The sequence below is a fragment of the Streptomyces sp. AC512_CC834 genome, from assembly GCF_019049325.1.
In the GTDB taxonomy this organism is placed as follows: Bacteria; Actinomycetota; Actinomycetes; order Streptomycetales; family Streptomycetaceae; genus Streptomyces.
In genome coordinates, this window is sequence record NZ_JAGMUO010000010.1 from 14,308 (window position 1) to 40,603 (window position 26,296).

At 71.8% G+C, this 26,296-nt stretch carries 19 protein-coding genes; 9 read left to right on the forward strand and 10 right to left on the reverse strand.

Features of this window, described 5'->3' with window-relative positions; translation table 11 throughout:
• Window position 1: 1 nt before the first annotated feature.
• Both KUM40_RS01620 and KUM40_RS01625 read right to left on the reverse strand, forming a co-directional pair.
• Entirely contained in the window at window positions 2-880 is an 879-nt protein-coding gene (locus tag KUM40_RS01620; protein WP_217162011.1) for an SMP-30/gluconolactonase/LRE family protein, read from the reverse strand.
• Between the two features lie 11 nt (window positions 881-891).
• On the reverse strand, window positions 892-1,665 hold the full coding sequence (locus KUM40_RS01625; RefSeq protein WP_217162013.1) for an IclR family transcriptional regulator: 774 nt from the start codon (window positions 1,663-1,665) through the stop codon (window positions 892-894).
• Window positions 1,666-1,912: 247 nt separating this feature from the next.
• On the opposite strand from KUM40_RS01625, the gene KUM40_RS01630 reads away from it, so the two are divergent.
• The 3 genes from KUM40_RS01630 to KUM40_RS01640 all read left to right on the forward strand — a co-directional run bounded on the left by KUM40_RS01630 (window position 1,913) and on the right by KUM40_RS01640 (window position 5,348).
• On the forward strand, window positions 1,913-2,548 hold the full coding sequence (locus tag KUM40_RS01630; RefSeq protein WP_217162015.1) for an IS607 family transposase: 636 nt from the start codon (window positions 1,913-1,915) through the stop codon (window positions 2,546-2,548).
• Between the two features lie 139 nt (window positions 2,549-2,687).
• Window positions 2,688-4,643, forward strand: a complete 1,956-nt coding sequence (locus KUM40_RS01635) for a zinc ribbon domain-containing protein (protein ID WP_254394393.1) — start codon at window positions 2,688-2,690, stop codon at window positions 4,641-4,643.
• Between the two features lie 69 nt (window positions 4,644-4,712).
• Entirely contained in the window at window positions 4,713-5,348 is a 636-nt protein-coding gene (locus KUM40_RS01640; protein WP_254394394.1) for a hypothetical protein, read from the forward strand.
• 73 nt (window positions 5,349-5,421) lie between these two features.
• Here the strand turns inward: KUM40_RS01640 and KUM40_RS01645 are convergent, their stop codons facing one another.
• Entirely contained in the window at window positions 5,422-5,910 is a 489-nt protein-coding gene (locus tag KUM40_RS01645; RefSeq protein WP_217162017.1) for a hypothetical protein, read from the reverse strand.
• Between the two features lie 28 nt (window positions 5,911-5,938).
• The gene (locus KUM40_RS01650; RefSeq protein ID WP_217162018.1) at window positions 5,939-11,107 is read right to left on the reverse strand and encodes a DUF6531 domain-containing protein; all 5,169 of its coding nucleotides are present in this window, start codon (window positions 11,105-11,107) and stop codon (window positions 5,939-5,941) included.
• 451 nt (window positions 11,108-11,558) lie between these two features.
• Here KUM40_RS01650 and KUM40_RS01655 point away from each other — a divergent pair, with 451 nt between their 5' ends.
• Window positions 11,559-11,720, forward strand: coding sequence for a hypothetical protein (locus KUM40_RS01655; RefSeq protein ID WP_217162020.1), 162 nt, complete (start codon window positions 11,559-11,561; stop codon window positions 11,718-11,720).
• A gap of 587 nt (window positions 11,721-12,307) precedes the next feature.
• Here KUM40_RS01655 and KUM40_RS01660 read toward each other — a convergent pair.
• Genes KUM40_RS01660 through KUM40_RS01675 form a run of 5 tightly spaced genes read right to left on the reverse strand, consistent with a single transcriptional unit; the run spans window position 12,308 to window position 14,902 of the window.
• Window positions 12,308-13,390, reverse strand: a complete 1,083-nt coding sequence (locus KUM40_RS01660; RefSeq protein ID WP_217162090.1) for a hypothetical protein — start codon at window positions 13,388-13,390, stop codon at window positions 12,308-12,310.
• Window positions 13,315-13,566, reverse strand: coding sequence for a TniQ family protein (locus tag KUM40_RS42580; protein ID WP_374227332.1), 252 nt, complete (start codon window positions 13,564-13,566; stop codon window positions 13,315-13,317). Before KUM40_RS42580 ends, KUM40_RS01660 begins: the two co-directional genes overlap by 76 nt.
• On the reverse strand, window positions 13,500-13,892 hold the full coding sequence (locus tag KUM40_RS42025; protein WP_374227333.1) for a TniQ family protein: 393 nt from the start codon (window positions 13,890-13,892) through the stop codon (window positions 13,500-13,502). Before KUM40_RS42025 ends, KUM40_RS42580 begins: the two co-directional genes overlap by 67 nt.
• Window positions 13,889-14,173 (reverse strand): hypothetical protein, encoded by a 285-nt coding sequence (locus KUM40_RS42585; protein WP_217162091.1) that lies wholly within the window; start codon window positions 14,171-14,173, stop codon window positions 13,889-13,891. Before KUM40_RS42585 ends, KUM40_RS42025 begins: the two co-directional genes overlap by 4 nt.
• Window positions 14,174-14,185: 12 nt before the next feature.
• The gene (locus tag KUM40_RS01675) at window positions 14,186-14,902 is read right to left on the reverse strand and encodes a FadR/GntR family transcriptional regulator (RefSeq protein ID WP_217162024.1); all 717 of its coding nucleotides are present in this window, start codon (window positions 14,900-14,902) and stop codon (window positions 14,186-14,188) included.
• A gap of 237 nt (window positions 14,903-15,139) precedes the next feature.
• Between KUM40_RS01675 and KUM40_RS01680 the strand changes: the two genes are divergently transcribed.
• Genes KUM40_RS01680 through KUM40_RS01690 form a run of 3 tightly spaced genes read left to right on the forward strand, consistent with a single transcriptional unit; the run spans window position 15,140 to window position 19,445 of the window.
• On the forward strand, window positions 15,140-16,567 hold the full coding sequence (locus tag KUM40_RS01680) for an SLC13 family permease (protein WP_217162026.1): 1,428 nt from the start codon (window positions 15,140-15,142) through the stop codon (window positions 16,565-16,567).
• 51 nt (window positions 16,568-16,618) lie between these two features.
• Window positions 16,619-18,076, forward strand: coding sequence for an acyl-CoA synthetase (locus tag KUM40_RS01685; protein ID WP_217162028.1), 1,458 nt, complete (start codon window positions 16,619-16,621; stop codon window positions 18,074-18,076).
• Window positions 18,069-19,445, forward strand: coding sequence for a carboxyl transferase domain-containing protein (locus tag KUM40_RS01690; RefSeq protein WP_217162030.1), 1,377 nt, complete (start codon window positions 18,069-18,071; stop codon window positions 19,443-19,445). Before KUM40_RS01685 ends, KUM40_RS01690 begins: the two co-directional genes overlap by 8 nt.
• Before the next feature lie 279 nt (window positions 19,446-19,724).
• Here KUM40_RS01690 and KUM40_RS01695 read toward each other — a convergent pair whose 3' ends face one another.
• Window positions 19,725-23,408, reverse strand: a complete 3,684-nt coding sequence (locus KUM40_RS01695; RefSeq protein WP_217162032.1) for a S8 family serine peptidase — start codon at window positions 23,406-23,408, stop codon at window positions 19,725-19,727.
• Window positions 23,409-23,586: 178 nt separating this feature from the next.
• On the opposite strand from KUM40_RS01695, the gene KUM40_RS42590 reads away from it, so the two are divergent.
• Complete coding sequence (locus KUM40_RS42590; RefSeq protein ID WP_374227334.1) at window positions 23,587-24,264, forward strand: CU044_2847 family protein; 678 nt, start codon at window positions 23,587-23,589, stop codon at window positions 24,262-24,264.
• A complete protein-coding gene (locus KUM40_RS01705) occupies window positions 24,261-26,252 on the forward strand; it encodes a trypsin-like peptidase domain-containing protein (protein ID WP_254394396.1) in 1,992 nt (663 codons plus the stop codon). The genes KUM40_RS42590 and KUM40_RS01705 overlap by 4 nt, the downstream gene beginning before the upstream one ends.
• Window positions 26,253-26,296 lie beyond the last annotated feature (44 nt).

Genomic DNA, 26,296 nt, shown 5'->3' on the forward strand with positions numbered 1-26,296 from the left:
CTCACCCGGCGAACGCCGGCTGCGCCACCCCCTGCCCCGCGCCCGGCACCACCAGCAGCGAGCCCGCCAGGGGGTGCGGGGCCGGCAGGCCCACCCGGGCCGTGGTGATGTACAGGTCGGTGAGGCCGGGGCCGCCGAAGACGCAGGCCGTGACCCGGGGGACGGGGAGGGGGATCACCCGGTCCAGGTCGCCGGACGGGGTGTAGCGGCGTACCGCGCCGCCGTCCCACAGGGCGACCCACACACAGCCGTCGGCGTCGACGCACAGGCCGTCGGGGAATCCCGCACCGTCCTCGATCACGGCCAGAGGCCGGCGGCCCATGATCCGGCCACTGTCGGTGTCGGTGTCGAAGACGTCGATGCGGCGGGTCGGGGTGTCGATGTAGTACATCAACCGGCCGTCGGGGCTCCAGCCGGTGCCGTTGCTCACCGTCACGTCGTCGAGGAGGACCTCGGACGTGCCGTCGCCGGTGACGCGGGCCAGCGTGCCGCCGCCCACCGCCTCGTCGTAGCGCATGGTGCCGGCCCAGAGGCTGCCGTCGGGGGCGACGGCGGCGTCGTTGCCGCGGCGGCCGGGGACGGGCTCGCGGTGCAGCCAGCGGAAGGTGTCGTCGGGGTCGAGCAGGCCGATCCCGTCGCGCAGGTTGAGGACGAGGCCACCGCCCGCGCGGGGCTTGACGGCGCCCACGTGCTGGTCGGTGCGGCGGAGAGTGCGGCGGCCGGTCGACGGGTCGTATGTGTGGACGCGGGAGTTCAGGATGTCGATCCACAGCAGGCGGTCCGTCGCCGGGTCCCAGGTGGGCCCCTCACCGAGGGCGGCCTCCTCGTGGACGGCCACCTCGAAGGCCGTGCCGGTGCTCGCCGTGCCGGTTCCTGTCATGCCGGTTCCTGTCATGCCGCGCTCCGGTGGCCGAGGCGCTCGGAGAGGTCGGCGGCGCCCTTGACGGCGAGCTGCTCCAGCTCGGCGCGGCGCTCCTCGCTCCAGCGGATCATGGGCACGGAGACCGACAGCGCGGCGACGACGCGACCCGTGCGGTCGCGGACCGGGGCGGCCACGCAGGAGACGTCCGGGTTGGACTCGCGGCTCTCCACCGCGGTACCGCGCTCCCGGATCACGGCCAGGGCCTCGCGCAGGGCGGCCGGGTCGGTGATGCTGTTCGGGGTCATCGCGGCCAGCTCGGCGCCGTCCGGGAAGCGCGCGGCGACCTCCGGCTCGGGGAGGGAGGCCAGCAGCATCTTGCCGACGGACGTGCAGTGGGCCGGCAGCCGGCGGCCGGCCGCGGACACCATGCGCACCGCGTGCGTGGAGTCGACCTTGGCGATGTAGATGACGTCGGTGTCCTCCAGGATCGCCACGTGCACCGTCTCGTCGCAGGTCTCGGCGACGGACCGGGCGACCTGCTGGCCCTCGGCGGCGAGGTCGAGGTGCTCGGCGTAGCGTGCGCCGAGCTGGTACGGACGCACGCCGAGCCGGTACCGTCCGGTCTGCCCGGCGACCGGGACGATGTACTTGCGGGCGGCGAGCGTGGTGACCAGTTCGTGCACGGTGGTGCGCGGCAGTTGGAGCCGGCGCACGATGTCGGGGGCGGAGAGCGTGCCGTCCCCGTCGAGGAAGAGCTCCAGTATGTCGAGAGCCCGGGTCACAGCTGGTACGAGACGTCCCATGTCCGGCCCCCTCCCTAGGTGTCTCAGGCGCCTGCGGTCGAGACCTCGATGTTCGAGATCTCAACAGGCGATCGGAATGGCGAACGCGGGGTCCTCGGCAGTGTACTGAGTGGCTTGGCGTTCCTGGGTTTCGCTGTGTATCACAGGTTGTGGCTGCGGGCAGGCGATGAGGTTCGGTTCATGGTTTCGAGTGGTGAATCGACTTGTGTGTGGGTGCCGGGTTTTGTGGGTGTTTAGATCTTGGGTCATGGAGCTTCTTCGTCTGTCGGTGGCCGCGCGTCGGGTGGGTCTGCACCCGGACACGCTGCGGACTTGGGCGGATATGGGCAAGGTCGGCGTGGTGTGGGTCGGCCGGGAGCGTCGCTTCCCGTCTGCCGCCCTGGAGCTGCTGGTAGGTGGGGGCGAGCAGGTCCGTGAGCGACGCGAGGCGTTGTATGTAAGGGTCTCCGGCACGACGGGGCGGGAGTCCTCGCTGGGTGCGCAGGAGGCTGAGTTGCGGGCCTCGGCCTGTGGTGAGGTCGTGGCGGTGTTCCGGGACCGGGCCTCGGGGATGCGTGAGCGTCGTCCGGGCCTGGATCGCCTGCTCAAGCGGGCTCAGGCACGGGAGTTCACTCATCTGCGGGTCACCCACGAGGACCGTCTCGCTCGCTTCGGTGCTGCCTGGATCACCACGCTGCTGGCCCGTGACCGGGTCGCGGTAGAGGTTCTGCATCCCGACTCGGCTGCCCCCGGTGACAGCGAAGAGCTCCTGACCGACTTCATGTACCTGGTCGCTTCGTTCTCCGGCCGTCTCTACGGCATCCGCTCCCGTCAGGCCCGTCGGCGCCTCCTTGCCGCCGCCACTCCTGCTCCTGCTCCTGCTCCTGCGAAGCGTGAGGTGTAGGCCGGTGCGGCGGAAGATCGCGGTGGGGGCTGGGGAGACAGTGCGGGTGGCGTGTGCCTCCGCGTCGGGGTTGCGGGCTCTGGACACGGTCAGTGGTGAAGTCCTCGATGCCGGGGTGCTGGCTGTGCGGGTGGGGTGGTTGACGGATCTGGTGGAGGCGATGGCCACTGAGGTGATCGCCGCGCACTGGAGCCGGAAGGATCTGGACCTGCTGGCCTCGGGGAAGGCCTCGTCGGGGGAGGCGCTGCCCTCGAACGCGTGGATGGCTCTGCGTACTCTGGGCTGGACGGCTACGGCCCCGTCCGGTGTGTATGTGTCGGACCGGGTGCGGCGGATCGCCGAGGAACAGGCAGGGCGCGTCCTGCGCTCCGCGCACTGGCGGGCCGAGGTGGTGGAGGGCGTCCTGGCTTCCTGGCCGGCCGGGAACCTCGACCCGATACGACGCACGCCCGTGGAGTGGGAGGCGCTGCGGGCCGCCGTGCCGGACGGGGCGGGGATCCCGGCCTCGGTACTGCGTGCCCGGACCCGGCAGATCCTTACCTTCGCTGCCGCCCGTCACCGGTTGCCGGCCGATGTGTGCGAGCTGGAGGCCGCTCCGGGAGCAGGCGGCCAGGTGGTGCTGGCCGCCGCCGACAAGCAGCTAACCACCCTGGAGCGCTGCGAGGACGATCCGGCCCGGTTCGCGGTCCTCACCGTACGGCTGCCGGTGTGCCCGGACCCTTGCTCGCGGGCCGACTGGCATACGGCCGTGGTGCGGTTCCGGCTCCCGCCCACCATCGAGGCCACCGCCGCGCTGCACACCCCCACCCTGCGCGTCCGTAACGGACGCCTGCGGCTGGATGTCGCCCACAGTACGGCCGTGCCCAAGGCGCAGCGGACCGGGCATGTACGGGCCGTGGCCTTCGACTACGGACTGAACACCCTGCTCACCGGCGGCACCCTCACGCTCGATGGCGGCCCTGGACCGGCCCTACACACCGACGGACGCCCCGCGTTCCTGCGCGTCAACGGCGTCCTGGCCAAGGCCGACCGACTCCGCATCCAGGCCGAGCAGTTGTGGACCAAGGTCGCTCACCTTCAGCGCCTGGCCGAGGGCCGCAGGGCGGCCGGAATCCGGCCCGCCCCCCTGGTCGTGGCGAAACTCACCGTGCTACGCGAAGAGCACCGTCGCATCTCCCGCCGCCGTGAGCACCTGAACCGGGCGATCGCCCGCACAGCGGCCCGCTTCATGGTCGAGCACGCCCGTGCCACGGACGCGTCGGTGATCTGTCTCGAAGACCTCCGCGACATGGAGGCACGTGGCAAGGGCCGCACCCTCAACACTCGCCTGTCCACATCAGTGCGCGGCCAGATCGTCGCCGACACCATCCACCACGCCGCCCGCTACGGCATCGCGGTAGTCGTCGTCCCGGCCCGCGGCACCTCGAAGTACTGCCCGCGCTGCCTCACACACTTCCGCCATCACACGGCCCCCGACAACCCCAGAGCGGGCTGGAAATGGGCCACCTGCCCGAACGCGGCCTGCGGCTACAGCGCGGATCGCGACGTGGCGGCCTGGCAGCGTATCGGCACCCGCGGCCTCACGCACCAACACCAGTACGTCCTCAACCGCGCCGACGGCAGCTACCTGCTGCGCAGCACGGTCGAGGAGTTGGACCAGCCGGTCCAGCATGTCCCCCTCCCCGCCCGCTCATCGTCCGGGACGCAGACACGTCCCGCGGACCGGACGAAGAGCGGACCCACGAGAAACCGCCCCGCGCCCAACAGGCGACGCGGGGTCCCCGCCCCACCCACACCCCCGAGCACCGCATCAGCGGAACCGGGAGCGGGTGGAAAGCGTCCGGCGGGGCGACTGCCCCAGCCACCCCTACGCCGCGGCCGGCGGCGTGAGCGGCGGCAGGCACCGCACACGATGAGCCCACCCCGCAGGCCGCACCGGCCACGCGGGACACACCTCGGCACAGGCTTCCACCTGCACGCCCACGCCACCCCCACCACCCGACCACGGGCGGCAGGACGGCGACCCGGGCACCCGAGACCGTTTTCCACCAGGGCCGAAAGCCCAGCTACACCAAGGAAAACCCAGGCTCGTTAGAGACGCTACTCACATCGCGTTTGCCGGGGCAATGGGCGTGCGTCCCGACGATGGTCCACGATGGAGCTCATGCCCCCGCCCCCGTCCATGTCCGCCGGAAAACAGCCTGCCGGCCCGTTCACCCCGCGCCACTTCCATCTGGTGCTGCTGCGCCGCATGGCCGACCACAATCCCGGCCCGGTCGAGGACGCCCGCCGCGCACTGGGCGCCTCGCTCGCCGAGATGCGGGAGGCCAACAGGCGCTGGCAGGCGATGCTCCGCTCCCCGCGCTCCCGCTCGGCCGCGTCCCGCTACCGCTCCGTCCTCGGTGAGCCCGAGTCCAGCGCACCCCGCCGGATCGGCGACCTGGAGTGCGAGGCCCAGCAGTGGGCGCTGCCCCTGTGGCCCGGCCTGCGCTTCGAGGTCCTCGTCGCCGACCGGGGCGTCGTCTGGAACGAGTGGCTGGTCCGCGCCCCCGGCGCGCAGGGACCGGAGCTGCGCACCCTGGACGATCTGACGCCCTGGTCCTGCACGGTCGACGAGGCGGCCCGCGCCTTCGCCCCCGCCCGGCCGCTCCAGGGCTCGGCACCGACGCGGTGGGGGCTGGCCTTCACTGCCCCGGACGGGGACGGCGTACCGCGCGAGGTGGTCGCGGAGTTCACGTGGGGGCTGTTGCAGCGACAGGCTGACCGGGGAAGCGGCCTGCGGTTGATGGGCCCGGGGTAGCCGCTTCGCGGCGCAGTCCGCTTCCGCCCAGCGCGTAAGCGGCTGGTCGGAAGCAGTACTGCGTCAGGGAAGGCTAGGAGTAGAGGAAGTTCTGCCCGCTACCGAATCTTCTCAGCCCCATAGCTTCTAGAGACTTGTCCTGTTCCTGACGTTGATCAAATTCGCGTAGCTTCTCCAGTGCCCTCGGGGGGAGGAGGTCCGAAACCTTCGAGATCAAGGTCCGGATTGAGGTGCCGATGAGGGTAGCGCCGTCGTTGATGGCTACCAACGGATACAGATTTTCGCGAGGGTCACCGAGGCGTTCCTCCGCCATTCCGACAGCGATAAGTCCGCGGACTAGCGGTTCAATCGACCTGGAGCGGACTGCGGTCGAGGCCATTCTTTGCCCGTATACGCTGAGCACGGAGGCGCTTCTTGCGTTCAGGTCGTCGATCGCTCTCTGCCTGCCAGACGCGGAATTCTCCGTATATGCCTGGATCATGGCATCCACCTCAGAATCCAGCTCATGCGGGATGCCGTAGCGAAGGTAGCCGTCAAAACGCTTTCCCTTGAGGCGTGCCACACCTACGGGTGACTGCTCTGCTTCCCTGCTACCCCTTCGGCGGGACAAGATAGTCTCCCTTCCATTTGTATCCAGATTGAAGGAGCTGCTGGATTTCACGGGCGAATACTGTGGGTTCCATCCGTGACGGCAGCCAGTAGTTTCCTGCAGTGGGCGACGCAACGTACACGGTACCGCGCTGGTCGATGATGGCCTGTATCCACGCATCGTTCTTTGCGAGGGTCCAAGTGCCAGTTGTGAGCTTTGAGTTGTGGGACCATGACCCTCCGATGAGGGTGTCGTCGAGGCGCCCGATGACTGGTGTGCCGTGGCTCGGGTGCCACGCCTCGCCGGGGCCGAGTACGTTGGTCGGTACTCTAGGTGCGGCCCACTGGTAGCCCTTGCCGCTGAACGATGGGTCACCAGAGTGCGCCGCGCCCGGCCCATAGCGGGTGGGGCCGCCAGGTCCTGCGGGGTACGCGTTGATGTCTGGTTCTACCGCTGCACGCCTCCACCCGGTGAGGCCGCCGATCCCCACGAGGAGGATCTGTTTGGTGAGCTCTTCGGCTGCTTCGGTGTACAGGTCAGCGAGGGCGTCGCAGCCCTGTTGCCGGAGCATGTAGTCCGCGCGGTACAGGCGGTAGGCGGGGCGGACGGGCAGGTACTTGTCGACGAATGCGCCGGCACCGCCGTTCTGGCCGGTGAGCGCGTTGTAGGCGTCTCCAAGGAAGACGAAGGGGGACTTCAGGCCCTCGACGAAGCCGTCGCCGAAGATGCTCGCCGCCTCGCCGAGGCTGTCGACGCGGTCGTTGTTCGGGTCGTCGGGGGTCAGGCCGCTGGGGTCGGTCAGGAGGGTGGGGACGTTGTCGGCGTATGCGTACGGTGACACATACGGTGTCGACAGGGGGCGAGTTGCCGGGTCGGGGCGGGTGAAGCGGCCGGTGGTGGTGTCGTACTGGCGGGCGTGCAGGTCGAGGTTGCCGGTGGTGGTCTCGTAGCGGGCGCCGGTGTAGGAAGGGGTGCTCGCGGGGGCCCCGTCGGTGACGGTGTCCAGTGTGCGGTTGCCGTACGGGTCGTAGGCCCAGCGCTGGTGGAGGGTGCCGGTGCTGTCGGTGACGTCGACCGGGGAGCCCTGGGTGTCGTGGTGGTAGTAGTAGACGGCGCCGGCGCCGGTCTCGGTCGACTCCGGTTGCCCCAGTGGGTCGTACCGGTAGGTCTGCGCGATGCCCAGTCCGCTGGACTCCGAGGCCAGCAGAGGCAGGGGGGCGTTGGGGTCCCACTGGTAGCGGTTGGTTGTCGTGCCGTTCTTGGCGACGGCGACCTGGTTGCCACTGGCATCGTGGTCGTAGGTGTAGCTCACGCCCGCGACGGTGGCGGCGGAGATCCGTCCGGCCAGGTCGTAGGTGTAGGTGTCGGGGCCCTTCTTGGTCTGGTTGCCGTCGGTGTCGTAGCCGTATGCGGTGGTCGTGGTGCCGGTGGTGGTGGCGGTGAGCTGGTCGGCGGCGTCGTAGGTGTAGCTGGTCGACGTGTCGCCCAGGGTGGAGGTCAGACGGTTGCCGACCTTGTCGTAGGAGTAAGACGTGGCGCGGCCGGAGGCGCATCCGGCGGTTCCGGGTTGTGGGAAGCACCCGGTGGTGAGGCGGCCGGCGGTGTCGTAGGTCTGGTCGTAGCCGCCGGCGCCGACACCTGCCCTGGTGATGTCCACGTGGGTGGGCAGACCGGCCGCGGAGAGGGTGAGCCCGGTCTTGGTGACCGTGACGCCGTGTTTGGCGGAGGTGACGGCGGTGAGGCGGCCCGCGCGGTCGTAGCGGCGTTCCTCCGTCTCCGTGTTGGGCAGCGCGGACCGGGTGAGGTGCGCGGCCGGGTCCCAGGTGTAGGTGGTGGTCTCGCCGTCGGCCGTCATCGTGGCGGTGCGGCCGTCGTCGTCGTAGGTGTACGCGACGGAGCCGCCGCTGTGGGTGCGGGTGAGTATCTGTCCGGCGGCGTCGTAGGTGTAGGCGAAGTGGCGGGTCTTGGTGAGGTTGCCGACGGAGTCGTAGGCGAAGTCCTCGGAGATCTTCGAGTTGGCGCGGGCGGTCATGCGGCCGGTGTCGTCGTAACCGAAGGTCACGTCCGGTGTGGTGTCCGAGTAGTCGATCTCGGTGAGCAGGCCGCGTGGGTCGTGGGTGTAGTCGGTGGATCCGCGGGATGTGGTCTTGCGGGTGAGGTTGCCGTCGGCGTCGTAGCCGTAGGTGGTCTCCCGCTTCAGCGGGTCGGTGACCGAGGTGAGGCGACGGGCCGCGTCGTAGCCGTACGTGGTGACGTGGCCGTTCGCGTCGGTGCGGCCGGTGACGTTGCCGGCCGTGTCGTGCTCGTATGTGGTGACCGCGCCGCCTGGAGCGGTGACCTCGGTCAGCCGGTCCAGGTCGTCGTAGCCGTAGACGGTGGCCCGCTCGTCCGCGTCCGTCTGCTTGACGACGTTGTTCACCGCGTCGTAGGTGGTGGTGGTCACGCCGCCGAGCGGGTCGGTGACCGTGGTGGGGTTGCCCGCCGGGTCGTACCCGTAGGCGACCGTGTACTCGGCCGGGTCGGCGCCGGTGGCGTTGCCGCGCGGGTCGACCGCGGTGACCTGTCGGCCGTCGGCGTCGTAGGTCCAGCTCTCCTTGTGGCCGAGCGGGGAGGTACGGCTGAGCAGGTTGCCGTCGACGTCGTAGGCGTAGGAGGTGGTCTTGCCGAGTTGGTTGGTGCTGCTGGTGAGCCGGTTGTTCTTGTCGTAGACGGACGTGGCCGTCTCGCCCGCGGCGTCGGTGACCTTGGTGACGTTGTCGTTGTCGTCGTAGGTGTAGCTGGTGGTGTGGCCCAGCGGGTCGGTGACCACGAGGGGCCGGTTGATCGCGTCGTAGGTCGTGGTGGTGGATGCGCCGGTCGGGCCGGTGACCTTGGTGGTGTTGCCGGCCGCGTCGTAGGCGTAGTTGGTGGTGTGGCCGGCCGGGTCGGCGCCGTCGGCGTTTCCGCGTGGGGAGACGCTGCTGAGCAGGCGGCCCACTTTGTCGTAGGTGTAGGTGGTCTTGCCACCGGTCGCGTCGGTCTCGGAGGACAAGCGTCCGCTCGCATCGTAGGTGCGGGTGACCGTATTGCCGGCGGGGTCGGTGGTCCGGGTCAGGTGGCCGGCGTCGTCGTAGGCGAACGTCGTGGTGTCGCCCGCCGGGTTGGTGGCCGCCACCACCTGCTCGGCGCCGTTGTATTCGTAGGCGGTCGTGCGGCCCAGGGCGTCCGTGGCCGAGGTGAGCAGCCCGCGCCCGTCATAGGCGTACGCCGTGGTGTGGGCGTCCGGATCGGGTCCGGCGGCGTTGCCGCGCGGGTCCGTCCTGGACAGGATCCGGCCGGCCTCGTCGTAGGTGAACGTCGTCTTCTCACCGAGCGGGGTGGTGACCGACGTCCGGTTACCCGCAGCGTCGTAGCCGTAGGTGGTGACCTTGCCGCGCGGGGTCGTCACGGTCTCCAGCGAGCCGAGCGCCGTGTACGTGTACTCGACCGTGCCGTCCAGGGGATCCGTGGTCGACGTCAGCTGGTTGGACGTGTTGTAGGTGTGGGTGGTCTTGTTGCCGCGGCCGTCGGTGTGGCTGGTGATGTTGCCCGCGCCGTCGTAGGTCCAGCTCTCCGTGTAGCCGAGGGCGGAGGGAGCGCTGCGGGTGAGCATCCGCCCGGCGCTGTCGTAGGTCATCTCCGTGGTGTTGCCGCGCTGGTCGGTGATGGCGACGGGTCGCAGATGGCGGTCGTAGTCGTAGGTGACGCTCTTGCCGTACGGGTCGATCGTCTCCATCAGGACGTTGCCGGCGTACACGTCCGTCCACACGCCGCCGTCCGGCGCCGTGGTGTGGGACTCGCTGCTGCCGTCCCAGGTGAAGGTGGTGGTCTTGCCGTTCTGGTCGGTCTGGGACTTGATGCGGCCCGACGTGTCGTAGTCGTTGGTGACCTGGCCGCCCGCCGGGTCGGTGTAGGAGGACAGGCGCTTGCTCGCGTCGTAGACGTACGACGACGTCCTGCCCGCCGGGTCGGTCACCGAGGTCAGCAGACCGCCGGTGTACCCGTACGACACCGATGTGCCGTCGGGCAGGCCCACTTCCGCCAGCAGTCCGTCGGTGCCGGGCATGAAGGTGGTGGTGCGTCCAGCGGCGTCCTTGACGGAGGCGAGTTGGCCGGACTCGTAGGCCAGGGCCAGTCCCTGGCCGGCCTTGTCGGTCACGGAGGTGAGCCGGCCGCTGCTGTCGAAGGTCCGCCCGGTGTGGTCCGGGGTGGTGATCGTGTACGTGCTCGTGCCCTTGACCAGCTTGGCCGCCGAGCCCGCCGGGCCGGTGTACGAACCGTCACCGTTCCGCGTGAACACAAACGACGCGCCGTCGCCCGTCCGGTACGTCGCCTTTCCCGTCGCGAGGGTCAGCCCCGCGTCGAACGGGGTCGCCCAGCCACGTCCCAGCAGGCCGACGGCGCTTGAGTCGGAGCGGTAGGTGCGTTCCAGGGTGAGGGGCACACCGGGGCCCACCAGGGAGGCGTCGGTGAGCTGCTCGAAGAACATGCCGGTGGCCGTGTTGACCGGGTCGGCGCGGTGCGCCTGCGCGTAGCAGGTGCAGATCCCCGCCTGGGCGCCGGGGATGACCGGCGTGTAGAAGGCTTCCACCAGCGGCGAGGTGGTACCGCCCGGGCTCGACGTCCCGTCGGCGCTGTTGAGGAAGACCCAGGCGTAGTACTTCTTGCCGTCTTCGAGGATTCCGTCCAGCGCGCTGCCGGCCCACCAGAAACACTGGTCCTTGGGATAGGAGTTGCTCGACCACCAGTCGTAGCACCAGGCACCCGTGTCCGGAGTGTCACCGCTGGGATCGTCCGTGGACTTCTTGATCTCCTGCTGGACGACGAAGTTCCCGGCCGCGTCCCGCACGTACAGCCACATACCGGTGTACGCCGATCCGGCCTTGGGCAGTTTCACCTGCCCGCCGATCGACAGCATGCCCGGGTAGGCGATGGCCCAACTCGACACCCACGTCGGGTTCTCGGCGGACGCGACCCTGGCCCCGGGTGCCGCCTGCGGTCCGGCTGCGGGGCCGCGTTCGGCACGCTCCTTGTCGGACCGGTCGTAGGGCTTGCCCTGGGGCTTCTTCTCCGGTGCGTTCATGTACGCGCGCATCGGTGATCGTTCGTGCCGGTCCCCGGCGACCTTTGCGCGGCGCTCGGCCAGCGACATAGCCTTAGGCGGCTTCGGCAGGTCAGCAGCGGTCCTGGACTCCGTCTGCTCTGCGACCGCCTCAGCGGTGCGTGGTTGGGCTTGGGGTGACGCCCATGACGGCGTGACACCCGTAGTGACCAGCAGAACCAGGGTTAGAGCGGTTACGACAAGTCTTTGTATTTGTGTGAGCACAGTGCATCACCTGTGATGGAGACGTGAAAGGGACGAGTGATGCCTGATCAGGGATGGGGGCTGGCTAACGCGTATCAGAAGACAGGGCTGAAATCCTGCGGTGCTCCACCGTGAGAGGTGCGCATTCTCGCTGGTCGAACGGGCGTGGGCGACGGGCGGATCGTCAATTTGGCGTGAACATGATCAGGTGTGCTTCATTGTTGGCTCGTGCAGCGTGGCGGTGGCTTTCGAGGGCAGCCTGACGCGGCATCGCCAATACCTCCGTCTGGGAGACGAGGTGACGCTCATCGAGCCCGGCATGCCGTTCGAGAGCGTCGGCGTCGGCCCAACGAACGGAACGGGCGGCCGGAGTTCCGATGGCTCGCCCAAGGTCGATGGCATGCGTTCAGGACGCGTATGGCAGGACGGCTCCTTCCTGCTGGGTGACGGCCAAGAATGAACGCGCAGAGCCTGTGCCAGATGTGGAAGGGCCTTGCCCCTTGAGCTTGGACAGCGGGAGGAGGCCCACATGGCCGTGCCCGGACGCAATTACCCTCGCCGAGGGCGGCCCGGATAGGGCCCGCCTGGGCGTAGCGGGACGCCGTTCTTGAGGAAGGCCAGACGCACAGTTGCGAGGCTGGTTCCTTCACGGTCGGCGATGCCCTGGAGCGACAGGTGGTCCCGTTCGTACCAGATGCACCACTGTTTCAGACGGGTGGCGGTGTGCTGGGTACGGCGGAACCGGGGCGGGCTCCAGTCGACGGGGTGCTGGGACAGCAGGCAGATGACGTGAGCCGTGGTGGTGTTCAAGCTCCGCGCGAGTTGCGCGATGGAGAAGTCACCGCCGGGCACGGCCTGGTGGAGCTGGGTGACGGTGATGCTATCCGGGTCGGGCCCGGGCAGAGTGAGGTGGTGCAGGACACGGGCGGACAGCCGGGGCGTCCACTGAAGCGGTTCGTCGATGCTGTGCCCGTCGAGGAGTGCCTGCGCGCTGTGGGTGAGCAGGTCGGCTTCGGCGGGCAGAATCCGCCATCGGAAACGCTGGTACTACTGGCGCTGTGCTCCGGCGGCCGGTGCGAGGCTGGGGTGGCCGAGGTGCGGCGGCGAGCCGGTCACGGTGTGGAAGATCCAGCACTGGGCGTGCGCGACGTTGGGGGCGTGGGTCGATCGCAGGCGGCGCTGTAGATCGTTCCAGCAGCGTGGGTCGATGAAGCTGGCCTGATTGGTGAACAGGGCGCGGCGGCGTGCGTAGTCGATACGAGTGCCGTACTGGTCGAGGTGGTCTGCCAGGAGGATCAGGGCGTACAGGACGTCGGCGCAGTCGCTGCGGCGGGTGAGGTCGGCGAGGAATGTGAAGACGTTGTGGCTGGTGACGGTGGTGCCGGTCAGCCGGGTCGCCGCCTGGATCGAGGCGGTGTTGCCGGCGAGCAGGCAGGCGACGGCCAGGAGCTCGTCCGTGCGCTGGGCTGCGGGCCGACCGCTGGGATGGTGTGGGGACAGGCGCAGGAACCACTCGGGCCATAGGGCGGTTGGCAGCATGCTGGCCCTGGCGTTGTGGTTGGCCGGAGGCATGGTGGAGTGGACGGCGGTGCGGTGGCGTAGCCGGTAAACCGGCAGGATTTGTGACTCCCGGCTGCAGCGCAGGGCCGCCTCAAGGACGGGCGACAGCGTCCCGCCGACGGACACGACGCCAGCGGGATGCAGGGTGCGGCCGGAGGCGGCCACCCGCTCGGTCAGCCATCGCGTGGCATCGGCTGCCGCGGGGATGTCCGCAGCACACAGGACACGGAGCGCCGCAGCGATCGCCACGGCGGTGGCTGCGGCGTCGTCGGGCGCGTAGTAGCTGTGCATGTCACCGCGCTGGATGTCCGGATGGCGTTGGGAACGCGGAAACAGAGGGTTGGTCCGGTAGTGCTCAAGGCGTTCGAGGACTTCGCCGGAAGTCACAGGATGCAGGTCGGCGGTTGTTGCGTGGTTGAGGACCAGAGTGTTGATCAGGCGCTGCGTCTCCACCAGGGCTCCGTCGGGCGTGAGGGCGGTGACCGGGGTGTCGGTCAGGGGGTGGTGGCAGCGTCGTGGGCGCGGGCCACCGGCCAGGGCCGCGCTGGAGCACAGGCCGGGACGGGGCACTTCCCGGCGGGGGTGGGAGCGCAGTCGAGGGTGCGTAGACAGGCTGGACAGCGGTCGGCGAGCAGGACGTGATGACGGATGCAGGCGAAGGACCAGCCCAGCCGCCAGGTCACCTGCCAGCGGCCACCGGTTTCCTCCAGGCAGGCGGGGCAGAACCGAGACCCTGCCCGACCCATAGGGCCTGCCGGTGCACGCGGCGTTGTCCGGGCACGATCACCACCGCGTGGCCGTCGTACCGTTGCAGGGTCATGGCCGTGAGCACATCGGCGGCGACCCCGGTGACTTCGGTGATGACGGCCAGCTCGTCGGCAGTGGCCACGGTCGTCCAACGGGGCAGGACCGGGGCGGCCACGGCCGGGTCACGGTTCGGGAGGCCGAGTGCCCCTAGGGCATCGGTGAAGGGACAGCCCAGCCTTGCGGCGAATGCCTCCAGCCAGGAGTCCAGAGCCTCACCCGGATACGGGGCGTACCGGATCGGAAAGGTCCGCCGTGCCGAACTCACGTGAGGGTCCGAACACCGTGGGGACGGCTGGTGGCCTTCCCCGCCCGGAAGGCGTATTCGAGTTCGCGGCGGGCTTGTTCGGCGGCCTCGTCGTTGCGGACCTGGTCGAGGAGGTCTCTGGAGCCCCAGTCGACGCCGTCGTCGTCCCACACCTCGGCGGACGCGCGGGCCCCCGCCTCCTCCAGCGCCCGCACCAGGACGGGCAGATCGCGGTCGACACTGACCTGCGGGCCGGGACGGCAGGTCACCAGGGCTATGCGGGGGACGGTCGGCGCTCTCATCGCCTCATCGCCTCATCGATCCTCTCGCTCGTCCTCCGGGTCCCAGTCCAGCAGGCGGACCTTGGCGACGGTACGGACGTGGCGGCGCATCGCGGTGGCGGCCTGCCGGGGCTGCCGGGCGGCGACGGCGTCCAGGATCGCCCGGTGCTGGTCCAGGGAGCGGCCGGGGCGGCCGGGCTGGCGCAGGGACTCGGTGCGGCTCTCGGCGATCTGGTGGGCGATGGAGCGCATGAACTCGGCGAGCAGGCTGCTGTGCGCCGCCGCCGTGACCGCGGCGTGGAACAGCCGGTCGCCCTCGACGCCGTGCCCGCCCCGGTCGATCTCCTCGGCCATCACGTCCAGCGCGGTCCGCATCGCGGCCAGGTCGTCCTCCGTGCGGCGCTCGGCGGCCAGTTCGGCGAGCTTGGTCTCCAGCGCCTCGCGGGCCTCCAGGACGTCGGGGAGGCGGCGTCGGCGTTCGACCATCTTCTCGACGGGTTCGACATCGAGGCTGTCCCGGACCAGATAGGTCCCGCCGCCGTGCCGCGCCTCCACCAGGCCCTGGACCTCCAGGACCACGATGGCCTGCTTCACCGAGGCGCGGCTGACGCCGAGGCGCTGGGCGAGGTCCCGTTCGGGCGGAAGCCGGTCGCCGGCTCGCAGGCCGCCGTCGGTGACGTACTGGCGCAGCCGCTCCAGCACCTGTTCGTACAGGCGCTGTTTGGTCATGGGACGCAGGGCGTCGGTCACGAGATCCCCCTCTCCACGGGAGCGTAGCACCGGGCTTCGGTGGCCGAGTGGCTGAGCCAATTGTTGCGCGACCCCTTGACGCGGGCCCGGGGCGGGCCCACGCTGACCAGCCAACCGCACCATCCAAGTGGCTCAGCCACTCAGCCACTCACCTCAGCAATCACCCCAGCCACTCACCCCAGCCACTCACCCCAGCCACTCACCCCAGCAATCAGGTCAGCACTCGGGAGCCCCCGCATGTCCCCCGAACTCATCTCGATCCTCGTCCTCGTCGTGGTGTTCGTCATCGCCACCACCCGCTCCGTCAACATGGGCGCGCTCGCCTTCGCCGCCGCCTTCGGGGTGGGCACGCTCGTCGCGGACCTCGACGCGGACGGCATCTTCGCCGGTTTCCCCGGCAGCCTGTTCGTCGTCCTCGTCGGCGTCACCTATCTGTTCGCGATCGCCCGGTCCAACGGCACCACCGACTGGCTGGTGCACGCGGCCGTCCGGCTGGTCAGGGGGCGGGTCGCGCTTATCCCCTGGGTGATGTTCGCGCTCACCGGCGCGCTCACGGCGATCGGCGCGGTCAGCCCGGCCGCGGTCGCCATCGTCGCGCCGATCGCGCTGAGCTTCGCCACCCGGTACTCGATCAGCCCGCTGCTCATGGGCACGATGGTGGTGCACGGCGCGCAGGCGGGCGGGTTCTCGCCGATCAGCATCTACGGCTCGATCGTCAACGGCATCGTCGAGCGCGAGAACCTGCCGGGCAGCGAGATCAGCCTCTTCCTCGCCTCGCTGATCGCCAACCTCCTCATCGCGAGCGTGCTGTTCGCGGTGCTCGGCGGGCGGAAGCTGTGGGCGCGGGGGTCGGTCCCGACGGACGGCGAGGGCGACCCGGGCGCGGGCACGGGCACGGGCACGGGCACGGGCGCGCGCAAGGGGACGCAGCCGGGCGACACCGGCACCGGCACCGGCACCGGCACCAGCACGGGCAAGGGCACCGAGTCCGGCTCCGGCGGAACCGCCCCCACCGCCGTCGCCGTGCGCCCCGACCAGGACACCGGCGGCACCGGCGGCACCACACGCCTCACCCCGCCCCGTATCGCCACTCTCATCGCCCTGGTCGCCCTCGTCGTGGCCGTCCTCGGCTTCGACCTGGACGCGGGTCTGACCGCGGTCACCCTCGCCGTCGTCCTGAGCACCGCCTGGCCGGAGGACAGCCGCCGCGCGGTCGGCGAGATCGCCTGGTCCACGGTGCTGCTGATCTGCGGTGTCCTCACCTACGTCGGCGTACTGGAGGAGATGGGCACCATCACCTGGGCCGGTGAGGGCGTCGGCGGCATCGGCGTCCCGCTGCTCGCCGCGGTACTGCTCTGCTACATCGGCGCGATCGTGTCGGCCTTCGCCTCGTCCGTGGGCATCATGGGGGCACTGATCCCGCTGGCGGTGCCGTTCCTCGCGCAGGGCGAGATCGGGGCGGTCGGCATGGTGGCGGCGCTCGCGGTCTCGGCCACGGTCGTGGACGTCAGTCCCTTCTCGACCAACGGCGCGCTGGTGCTGGCCGCGGCCCCGGACGTGGACCGCGACCGTTTCTTCCGGCAGTTGATGGTCTACGGGGGCATCGTGGTGGCGGCCGTGCCGACGCTGGCGTGGCTGGTGCTGGTCGTGCCCGGCTTCGGGTAGGTCCACGTCGGAGAATCGGTAACCGTGAGCAACAGCTAAGGAGTACGACGCGTGTCCTCTCTCTTTCCCGCCCTCTCCCCGGCCCCGTCCGGCGCTCCCGCCGACCGGCCCGCCCTGCGGTTCGGCGAGCGCTCCCTGACGTACGCGGAACTCGCCGCCGCGGCGGGCGCCACGGCCGGGAGGATCGGCGCCGCCGACCGGGTCGCCGTCTGGGCGACCCCGGCGATGGAGACCGCCGTCGCCGTGGTGGCCGCGCTGCTGGCCGGGGTCCCCGCCGTACCGCTGAACCCGAAGTCCGGCGACAAGGAGCTCGCGCACATCCTCTCCGACAGCGCGCCGTCGCTCGTCCTGGCGCCCCCGGGCGGCGAACTACCGCCCGCCCTGGGCGCCCTGGAGCGCGTCGACGTCGACGTGCACGCCCGCGGGCCCGTCCCCGAGGACCGCGCCGGCGACGGCGACCCCGCCCTCGTCGTCTACACCTCCGGCACCACCGGACCGCCCAAGGGGGCCGTCATCCCCCGGCGGGCCCTCGCGACGACGCTGGACGCGCTCGCCGACGCGTGGCGGTGGACCGGCGAGGACGTGCTGGTGCAGGGGCTGCCGCTGTTCCACGTGCACGGGCTGGTCCTCGGCATCCTCGGGCCGCTGCGGCGCGGCGGGTCCGTGCGGCACCTGGGCAGGTTCTCCACCGAGGGCGCGGCGCGGGAGCTGAACGACGGCGCGACCATGCTGTTCGGGGTGCCGACGATGTACCACCGGATCGCCGAGACGCTCCCCGGCGATCCGGAGCTGGCGAAGGCGCTGTCCGGGGCCCGGCTGCTGGTGTCGGGGTCGGCCGCGCTGCCCGTGCACGACCACGAGCGGATCGCCGCCGCCACCGGTCGGCGCGTGATCGAGCGGTACGGCATGACGGAGACGCTGATGAACACCAGCGTGCGCGCGGACGGCGAGCCGCGCGCCGGAGCCGTGGGCGTGCCGCTGCCCGGGGTGGAGCTGCGGCTCGTGGAGGAGGACGGCACGCCGGTCGCGGCGCTGGACGGGGAGAGCGTCGGCGAGATCCAGGTGCGCGGCCCGAACCTGTTCACCGAGTACCTGAACCGCCCGGACGCCACCGCCGCCGCCTTCACCGCCGACGGGTTCTTCCGCACCGGCGACATGGCGGTGCGCGACCCCGACGGCTATGTCCGCATCGTCGGCCGCAAGGCCACCGACCTGATCAAGAGCGGCGGGTACAAGATCGGGGCCGGGGAGATCGAGAACGCGCTGCTCGAACATCCGGCGGTGCGGGAGGCGGCGGTCACCGGGGAGCCCGACCCGGACCTCGGGGAGCGGATCGTGGCGTGGATCGTGCCGGCCGACCCCGCCGCGCCGCCCGCCCTCGACGCGCTGGCCGACCACGTCGCGGCCCGGCTCGCCCCGCACAAGCGGCCCCGCGTCGTCCGGCACATCGAGGCGCTGCCCCGCAACGACATGGGGAAGATCATGAAGCGGGCGCTGGACCGTGGCTGAGCGCCGCTCCGCGCGGGAGTTCCTCGCCCTCGTCACCGACGATTCCACCTTCACCGAACTCCCCCACCAGGACGGCCCGTGGCGGCCCGACGGCCCCCTCGGCTGGCCCGGCTACGACGCCCTGCGGGCCCGCGCCACCGAGCGCACCGGCGAGGAGGAGTCCGTCGTCTGCGGCACCGGCCGTGTCGAGGGCACCCGGGCCGTGCTGATCTCCTTCGAGTTCGGCTTCCTCGGCGGCTCGCTGGGCCGCGCCACCGGCGACCGGCTGGAGGCGGCGTACGTGTACGCCCGCGAACACCGGCTGCCCGTGGTGCCGTTGGTCGCCACCGGCGGCAGCCGGATGCAGGAGGGGATGCTCGCGCTGACCCAACTGCAGCGGGTGGCCCGGCAGTCGGCGCTCACCCGGGCGGCCGGGCTGCCGCAGGTCGCGGTGGTGCGGGACCCGGCGACCGGGGGCGGCTGGGCGACGCTGGGCGCGGGCGCCGACGTGGTCCTCGCCATGCCGGGCGCCCAGATCGGTTTCGCCGGCTCCCGGGTCCGGCCGCCGGACGCCGATCCGGCGGCGTACACGGCGGAGGCGCAGGTGGCGGCGGGCAGCGTGGATGCCGTCGTACCGCCCGGGGAGCTGCGCGGGACGCTGGGGCGGTGGCTGCGGCTGCTGGCGGCGCCGTCCGGCGATCCGGCGCCGGTGCCCGGGCCGCTGGGCGCGAGGGGCCTGCCGGACACCGGCTGGGACGCGGTGCGGCGGGCCCGCGCTCCCGAACGCCCGCGCGCCGGGGCGTACCTGGACGCCTACTTCACCGACCGCGTCGCCCTGTCCGGGGACCGCTGTGGCGGCACCGACCCGGAGGGCATGCTGTGCGGCTTCGGTGAGCACGCGGGGCGGACGGTCGCGTACGCCGCCCAGACCGGGACCGCGACGCGGCCCGCCGGGTACCGCACCGCCACCCGGCTGATCCGCCTCGCGGACCGGCTCGGCATCCCGGTGCTGACCCTGGTGGACACGCCGGGCGCGGCCAACGACGCGGCGGCGGAACGGCAGGGGGCGGGCCCGGCGATCGCCGACCTGTTCGGCGCGGTGGCGTCGGCGCGTACGCCGGTCACCACGCTGCTGATCGGCGAGGGCGGCTCGGGCGGCGCGCTGGCGCTGGCCGCGCCCGGCAGCACCTGGGCCACCCCGGACAGCTATTTCTCGGTCATCGCACCGGAGCCGGCGGCGGCGATCCTGAAGCGCCCGCCGACGGAGGTGGAGGCGACGGCCGGTCAACTGCGCCTGCGACCACAGGACTTGGCCGAACTTGGCGTGATCCGAACAAGCGATCAATTGTTCCCTCGAACAGGTGGTCGTCGCTCTGAAGAGCGCATGTGACTGCAGGGACCAACGATACTTACGGTGTGCAAGCAACGGGCTGCAGACCGTAGTTGCCGCACATGTCCCAGTAGTCCCAGTGGGCCTCAGCAGGTCTCAGTAGATCTCAATAGATCTCAGCAGGTCCCACACATGCACAGCGCAAGGAGCTGCACGATCATGAACCTTCTCACCGACATCCTCGCCGGCATCGTCCACTTCGTCGGCTGGCTGGTCTGACGGTCCGAGAAACCCGACGGCGCCGCCTCCCCGTCCCAGGGAGGCGGCGCCGTCCGCGTGTCACCGCACGGCCACCGCCCGCACGATCTCCTGGGTGACCGAGCCGCCCCGGTCGTCGCGCGCCGAGGCCCGCAGCGAGACGTGCTCCGCGTGGCGCGGCACGCTCAGCGTCCCGTGCCAGGACGCCTCTCCGTCACCGTGACCGCCGCGCAGCCGGACCTGCTGCCAGGTCTTCCCGTCGTCGTACGAGACCTCCAGCTTGCCACCGCCGATCCGCCCGGTGTCCGGGGCGCCCGCCACGTACTGCGCGCCGAGCCCGATCCGCAGCCTCTTGCCGCCGCGCACCTTCCCCGCGAGGTCGGTGTCGACGTCGAAGGAGAGGTTGATCAGCGGCAGGAAGGTCCACCGGTCGTCCGGGGTCTCGGCCGAGCGGAAGGTCCACTCCGCGTGCCCCTTCGTCGCCAGCGGCCAGCGCGCGGCGTCCAGCGCGGTGTCGGTGACGAGCTTGTAGGTGTGCTCGTCGGCGGGCGCCTCCCACACATAGGCGGTGGAGCCCTTGTTGCCCTGGTCGACCGCTTCGCCGTCCAGGTAGACCGAGGTGGTCTGCGTCATGCCGCTGTCGTCGCTCCACACGTCGCCGAAGCCGGTGTGGTCGGGTCCCGAGTCGCCCCAGCCGGGGGCGTTGAGCTGGATCTGGTTGCCCAGCCGCTGCTGTCCCCAGCCGAGCCCGGTACCGAGGTAGGGGTGCCACACGGGCTTGAACCAGTTCCGCTCCGTGCGCGACCCTCCCCGGTACCGGATCAGTCCGCCGCGCTCCTCCAGCGCCGTGCCGCCGGTCGTCACGGTCTCGTGCCACCGCTGGCCGGGCCCGGTGGACACGTACTCGGTGCGCTCGGCGGGGTAGTCGATCCGCTCCCGGAAGCCGAGGCCGACCGGGAAGGTGTCGGTGATCGAGTACCGGAACTCGCCGCCGCTCGCCGGTTCGGCGGCGTGGTACTTGGCGCGCACCACGGCGAGGTCCCGGTGCCGGGGCTCGAAGGTGAGGTCCCGGTCGGGCACGGCACCGGGGTGCCCCTCGGAGAGGTCGTACACGTAGGGCGTGTTGCGGGTGCCGGTCATGTCGACCCGGCCGGCCCTGTGCAGCCGGCGGGCGTCGGCCGCGGAGACCGTGGCGATCTGGAGCGGCCGGTCGGCGTTGTCGGCGGTGCCCCACCACGACATCAGCCGTCCGGGGGCGTCGTCGGTCACGAACAGCGCCTTGACGCCCGCGTCCTGCGCGGCCTGGGCGAGCGCGGTCGGTTCGGTCCCCTCGGTGAGCTTCGCGAGGACCGCCTTGCCTCGTACGCCGTCCGGGAGGGGCCCGGCCCCGACGTCCCCGACGTCAACCAGGGGCAGCCGGGTGCGGCCCTCGGTCAGGGTGCCGCCGGACTGGACGGTCGCCTCGCCGATCCCCTTGACCTCAAGGAGCGGCTTGCCGAGCCGCCACACGGTGCGGTATTCGAAGCCGCCCTCGGTGACCTTCCGGGTCGGCGCGGCGAAGATGCTGTCGTACGTCAGCGGCACCTGGACGGCGCCGAACAGGTCGGAGCCGTTCGCCTCACGGTCGTACTCCATGATGAGCTGCCGGGTCTCGGTGCGCCGGTCGACGTCGGCGCGGATCTCGCGCAGTTCGCGGCCGTCCAGGGTGATCTCGCGGTCCCGGTCGACGACGACCTCCGGTGCGGCGAGGAAGCCGAGGCCGAGGGAGTCCGCGCCGTGGCTGCCGCGCACGTCGAGGAAGGACGACAGGCTGTACGTCCCGCGCGGGAGCCGCAGCTCCAGGGTGCCCAAGGCGCCGACGTGCGCCGGGAAGGGGTCGACGCCCTCGGTGAGCCGCTGGACGGTCAGGTCGGCCGGGGTCGCGGCGCCGGAGCGGTCCAAGACGCGCACGGTGAGCGTGTACCGCTCGTCCTCCTTGACCAGCCCGAACGCGGTGTGCGCGAGGGCCTTCCCGCTCGCGTCGGCCGCGACGATCTGCCCGCCGGTGGTGCCGACCGGCGCCTTGGCCCCGTCGCCGGTGACGGTGGTGGCGGCGGTGCCGTGCGCGGGCACGGTGAGGGAGGTGTCGGCGAGAGTCGCGACGCCCTCGGGGGCGCCCCGCACGGACAGCTTCAGCTCGACGGCCGCATCGGAGTCGTTGGTGTACGTGACCGCCTTGGTGACGGGCTCGTTGGCCTCGTACGGCCAGGAGTAGAAGCCCAGGTCGGCGCTGCCGGTGGCGGTGAGGTCGGCGTCGACGGCGTCGGGCACGCTGACCCGGCCCGCGCCCAACTGGTAGACGGAGGCGTCCAGTTCCTTCGAGGTGGACATCAGCGCATCCTTGAGCCGCGCGCCGCTCCAGTCCGGGTGCTCCTCGGCGAGCAGGGCGGCCACCCCGGCGATGTGCGGTGTCGCCATCGACGTACCGCTCTTGGACGTGTAGTCGCCGCTGCCCTCGGTGAGCCGGGAGCGGGCGGCGAGGATGTCGACGCCGGGCGCGGACAGGTCGGGCTTGAGCGCGTTGTCGCCGTAGCGGGGCCCGGCGCTGGTGAAGTAGGCGGCCTGGTCGGCGGCGTCGACGGCGCCCACGGTCAGGGCGGCGTCGGCCGCGCCGGGCGAGCCGATGGAGGAGGGTGCGCCGGTGTTCCCGGCCGCGATCACGAACAGGGCGCCCGTCTCGCGGGACAGGGTATTGACGGCCTCGGCCATCGGGTCGGTGCCGTCGCTGGGTTCGGTCGAGCCGAGGCTCATGGAGACGATGTCGGCGTCCACGTCCCGGGCGGCCCACTCCATGCCGGCGATGATCTCCGACTCGCTGCCGAAGCCCTCGTCGTCGAGGACCTTGCCGACCGCGAGCGTGGCGCCGGGCGCGACGCCCTTCTCCTTGCCGTCGGAGGCGGCGCCGCTGCCGCCGACGGTGGAGGTGACGTGCGTGCCGTGGCCGAGCCGGTCGGCGACCTCCTCACCGGGGATGAAGCTCTTGCTCTGCCCGACCCGTCCGACGAGGTCGGGGTGCCCGGCGTCCACACCGCTGTCCAGCACGGCCACGGTGACGCCCTTGCCGGTCAGCCCGGCCTGCCAGGCCTCGGGTGTGCCGATCTGCGCGTTGGACTCGGCCATCGCGGCGGTGACCCGGCCGTCGAGCCACACGCCGTCGATACCGGCGCTTCGGCGGGTGAATTCGCGCCAGAAATCACGCCCCTTGTCGGCCTCCACGGCGGCCCCGCGCACGCTGGGCAGCGCCCGCGTCCGCTCGGTGCCCCTCGGGGTGGCGGCCCGCGCCCCCTTGTCGTAGGTCACGATCAGCGGCAGCTCGCCGGTCTCGGTGTCGGCGAGCCCCTGCTCCAGCAACTCTCCGACGTCGAAGAGGCGTTCGTCGAGGCTGCCGTCGCGCAGGTACGGCACGGCCTCGTCGGGTACGACGGTGGTCCGGCCGCCGGAGCTGCGGGTGTGCACGGCACCGGTGGCGCCCTCGGGCCGCTCGACGGCGACGGTCTTCCGGCCGCCGCCGAGGTCGGTGACGGTCACCCGGTCGCCGGTGACGAGGGTCACGGTGCGGGCCGCACCGGCCGCGGTGGCCGCGGTGGCCGTGCGAGCGGTGGCCGTTGGGGTGCGCGCCGGGTCCGGGGGCGGCTCCTGCGCCGCCGCCGTCCCGGCCGGCAGCAGCGCGATCACGAGCCCCGCCGACAGGAGGGTCGCCCCACGTCTGACTGGTCCTGTGCTCATCCACGTCTCTCTTCGTGTCGTCGTAGAGTGCTGTGACGAGTGCTGTGAGCAGTCTCAGGGGGCCTGTGGGGGACGGGAGTTGAGTGGACGCGGCGGGTAGACGCCTTGGCGGGTTTCCGCCAGTGGCAGGACGGACCCGCGACGGAAGGCGGGACACGGCCAAGTACCGTCCGTCACAATGGTGATGCGCACGGACACGTACGGCACACGGGGAGCGAGCGGCGTCATGGACGGGTTGGTCGAGTTCAAGACCGAGGACGGCGTGCGGGTCGTCGTCGAGGGCGTCGAGGACGAGGACGGCGCGCGGCTGGTCTCGCGCGGCGACGGCCCGGCCCGGGCGGCCCGCACCTTCGAGGACTCCCTGGACGGTGTACGGGCGGCGGCCGCGTCCGCGCTGCGGGTCTTCAGGGACGGCTCGCTCAGACCCGACTCGGTGGAGCTGGAGTTCGGCGTCAAGCTGAGCGCGGAGGCCGGCGCGGTCATCGCGAAGGGCTCGGCAGAGGGCCACCTGATCGTGAAGCTGAGCTGGTCGCCGGAGCCGTCCGCGACACGCCCCGGGCCAGAGTCGTCCGCGACGCGCCCCGAGCCGCAACCGTCCGCGACACACCCCGAGCCGCGGTCGTCCGCGACACACCCCGAACCACAGCCGTCCGCGACACACCCCGAACCGCGGTCGTCCGCGACACGCGCCGAGCCGCAACCGTTCCCCACGCACTCCGAGCCGCGATCGTCCGCCACACGGCCCGAACCACGGTCGTCCGCCACGCGCCCCGAACCACAACCATCCGCGACGCGCCCCGAGTCGCAGTCGTCCCCGACGCGTCCCGAGGCTCCGGACGCCGCCGCGCTGTCATGAGCGGTGCCGCCTGGCACGCCCGCGTCGAGTGCGGCAAGGAGGTCGGCGCCGGATTCCTGGTCTCCGCCCGCCGGTTGCTCACCTGTGCCCATGTCGTCCGCTGGGCCGACCGCGCCCCGGTGACGGTGACCTTCCCGGGGCGCCGGGACCTGGGCGAGCTGTCCGGCACCGTCGCCGTGCACGGCGGCTGGCGGGACGGTGCCGCCGACCTCGGCGACCTCGCCGTGCTGGAACTGGACCGGGACGTGCCGCTCACCCCGGCCGCCTTCGCCCCGCCCGGCACGGAGCGGACGGCGCTCGCCCCCGCCACCCTCGCCCCCGAACTGATCGCCTACGGCTTCCCCAAGGGGTACGACGAGGGCATGCTCGCCTCCTACCGCGCCCTGCCGGGCCCGCTCATCTCGGACGAGTGGGTCCAGTTGGAGGCGCTCACCGCGCACGGGCAGCCGCTGGCGGCCGGGTTCAGCGGGGCGGCGCTGACGCTGGCCGACGGCACGGTCGTCGGCATGGTCTCCGCCGTCGCCGGGGCCAGGGACGTACGCGTCGGCAGGATGCTGCCCGTCGAGGTCATGGCGCGCTACTGGCCGGAGCTGGGCGAGCTGGTGCCCACGCCCGGCCACCGGGCGGACGCCCGCAGACGGCTGTACGCGCTGGTGCGCCGGGCCGAGGAGACCGGCCTGGACTGCGACCCGAACCGGCTGTACGTCTCGGCCATGGACGCGTTCGACCCGCCGCCCCCGGACGGGGGCTTCGCCTCCCTCCGAGAGGCCGCCGCGTACGTGCAGTGGGAGGTGCCGGAGCCGGCGGCCGTGGCCCGGTTCGCCGACCGGCTGGAGGAGCGGCTGCACGCCCCGCCGCCGCGCCCGGCGACCTGGTCGCCCATCGTCGTGGAGATCGACCACAGCGGTGCCGGCGCCGACCAGGTCACCGTCGAGGTGTCCGCCTACCGGGACGGGCAGCGCCGCCCGGTGGGCTCGCGCCGGCTGGCCCGCGGCGCGGTGCGGTCCTTCGTGCAGGAGCGCATCGACGAGGCGTTCACCCAGCTCGACCCCGGCGCGGACGAGCTGCTCACCTTCGTGCTGCCGCGCGAGTGGCTGAACGAGCCGGTGGCGCACTGGGAGTGCGGTGAGGACGACTCGACGCCGCTCGGCTGCGCCTACCCGCTCGTGGTGACCGACCGCTACCGCCACCGCAGCGGGCGGCTCCGCCACCAGTTGCGCAAGAAGTGGCGGCGGCTCGGGGTCAGTCCGGGCGGCACGCTGCACCGCGTGGACTGCGGCACCCGGGAGCGGCCGGCGGGCCTGCGCAAGCGGCTGCGGGACGACGCGGAGCTGGCCGGTTTCGCCACCCCGCCCACGGGGGCGCCGGAGCACTTCGAGGTCGGCCTCAACGTCCCCGTCCCCGTGCTGCTGTGGCCACGCCACGGCTGCCCCGGCAACGGGCACGCGGGCCCCGGCGAACCCGGCGGACCCCAAGCCCCCGACCGACCCCACGGACCCGACGAACCCGGCGAACCCGAACGGCCCGACGGACCCGAACGGCCCGACGGACCCGAAGGACTCGGCGGACCCCACGAGGCAGGCGGACCCGACCGACCCCACGGACCCCAAGGCCCCGGCCGACCCGACCGACCCGAAGGACCCGAAGGACCCGACCGACCCGGCGGCCCCAAAGGACCCGGCCGACCCAACCGACCCCACGGCCCCGGCGGACCCCACGAGGCAGGCGGACCCGACCGACCCGACCGACCCCACGGCCCCGGCGACCCCGGCGGCCCCTGCTCCGGCACGGTGTTCCTCGACGAGCTGGCCGTGTCCGTGGCGGGCGTGCCGCCGGCCGAACTCCCCCGCCTGGTCCGGGAGCTGCGCGAGACGGCGGACGCGGCCGACGTCCCGGAGGAGCACTGGGCGCGGGACGTCCAACTGCTGTGGGACGACCCGCGCTGCTTCGCCGAGCCCGCCGCCCTCCTCCACTCCCCCGTCGGCTGAACCGCCCGCCCCGCCGATGAACCGCGCCGAACCGCCCGCCGTAC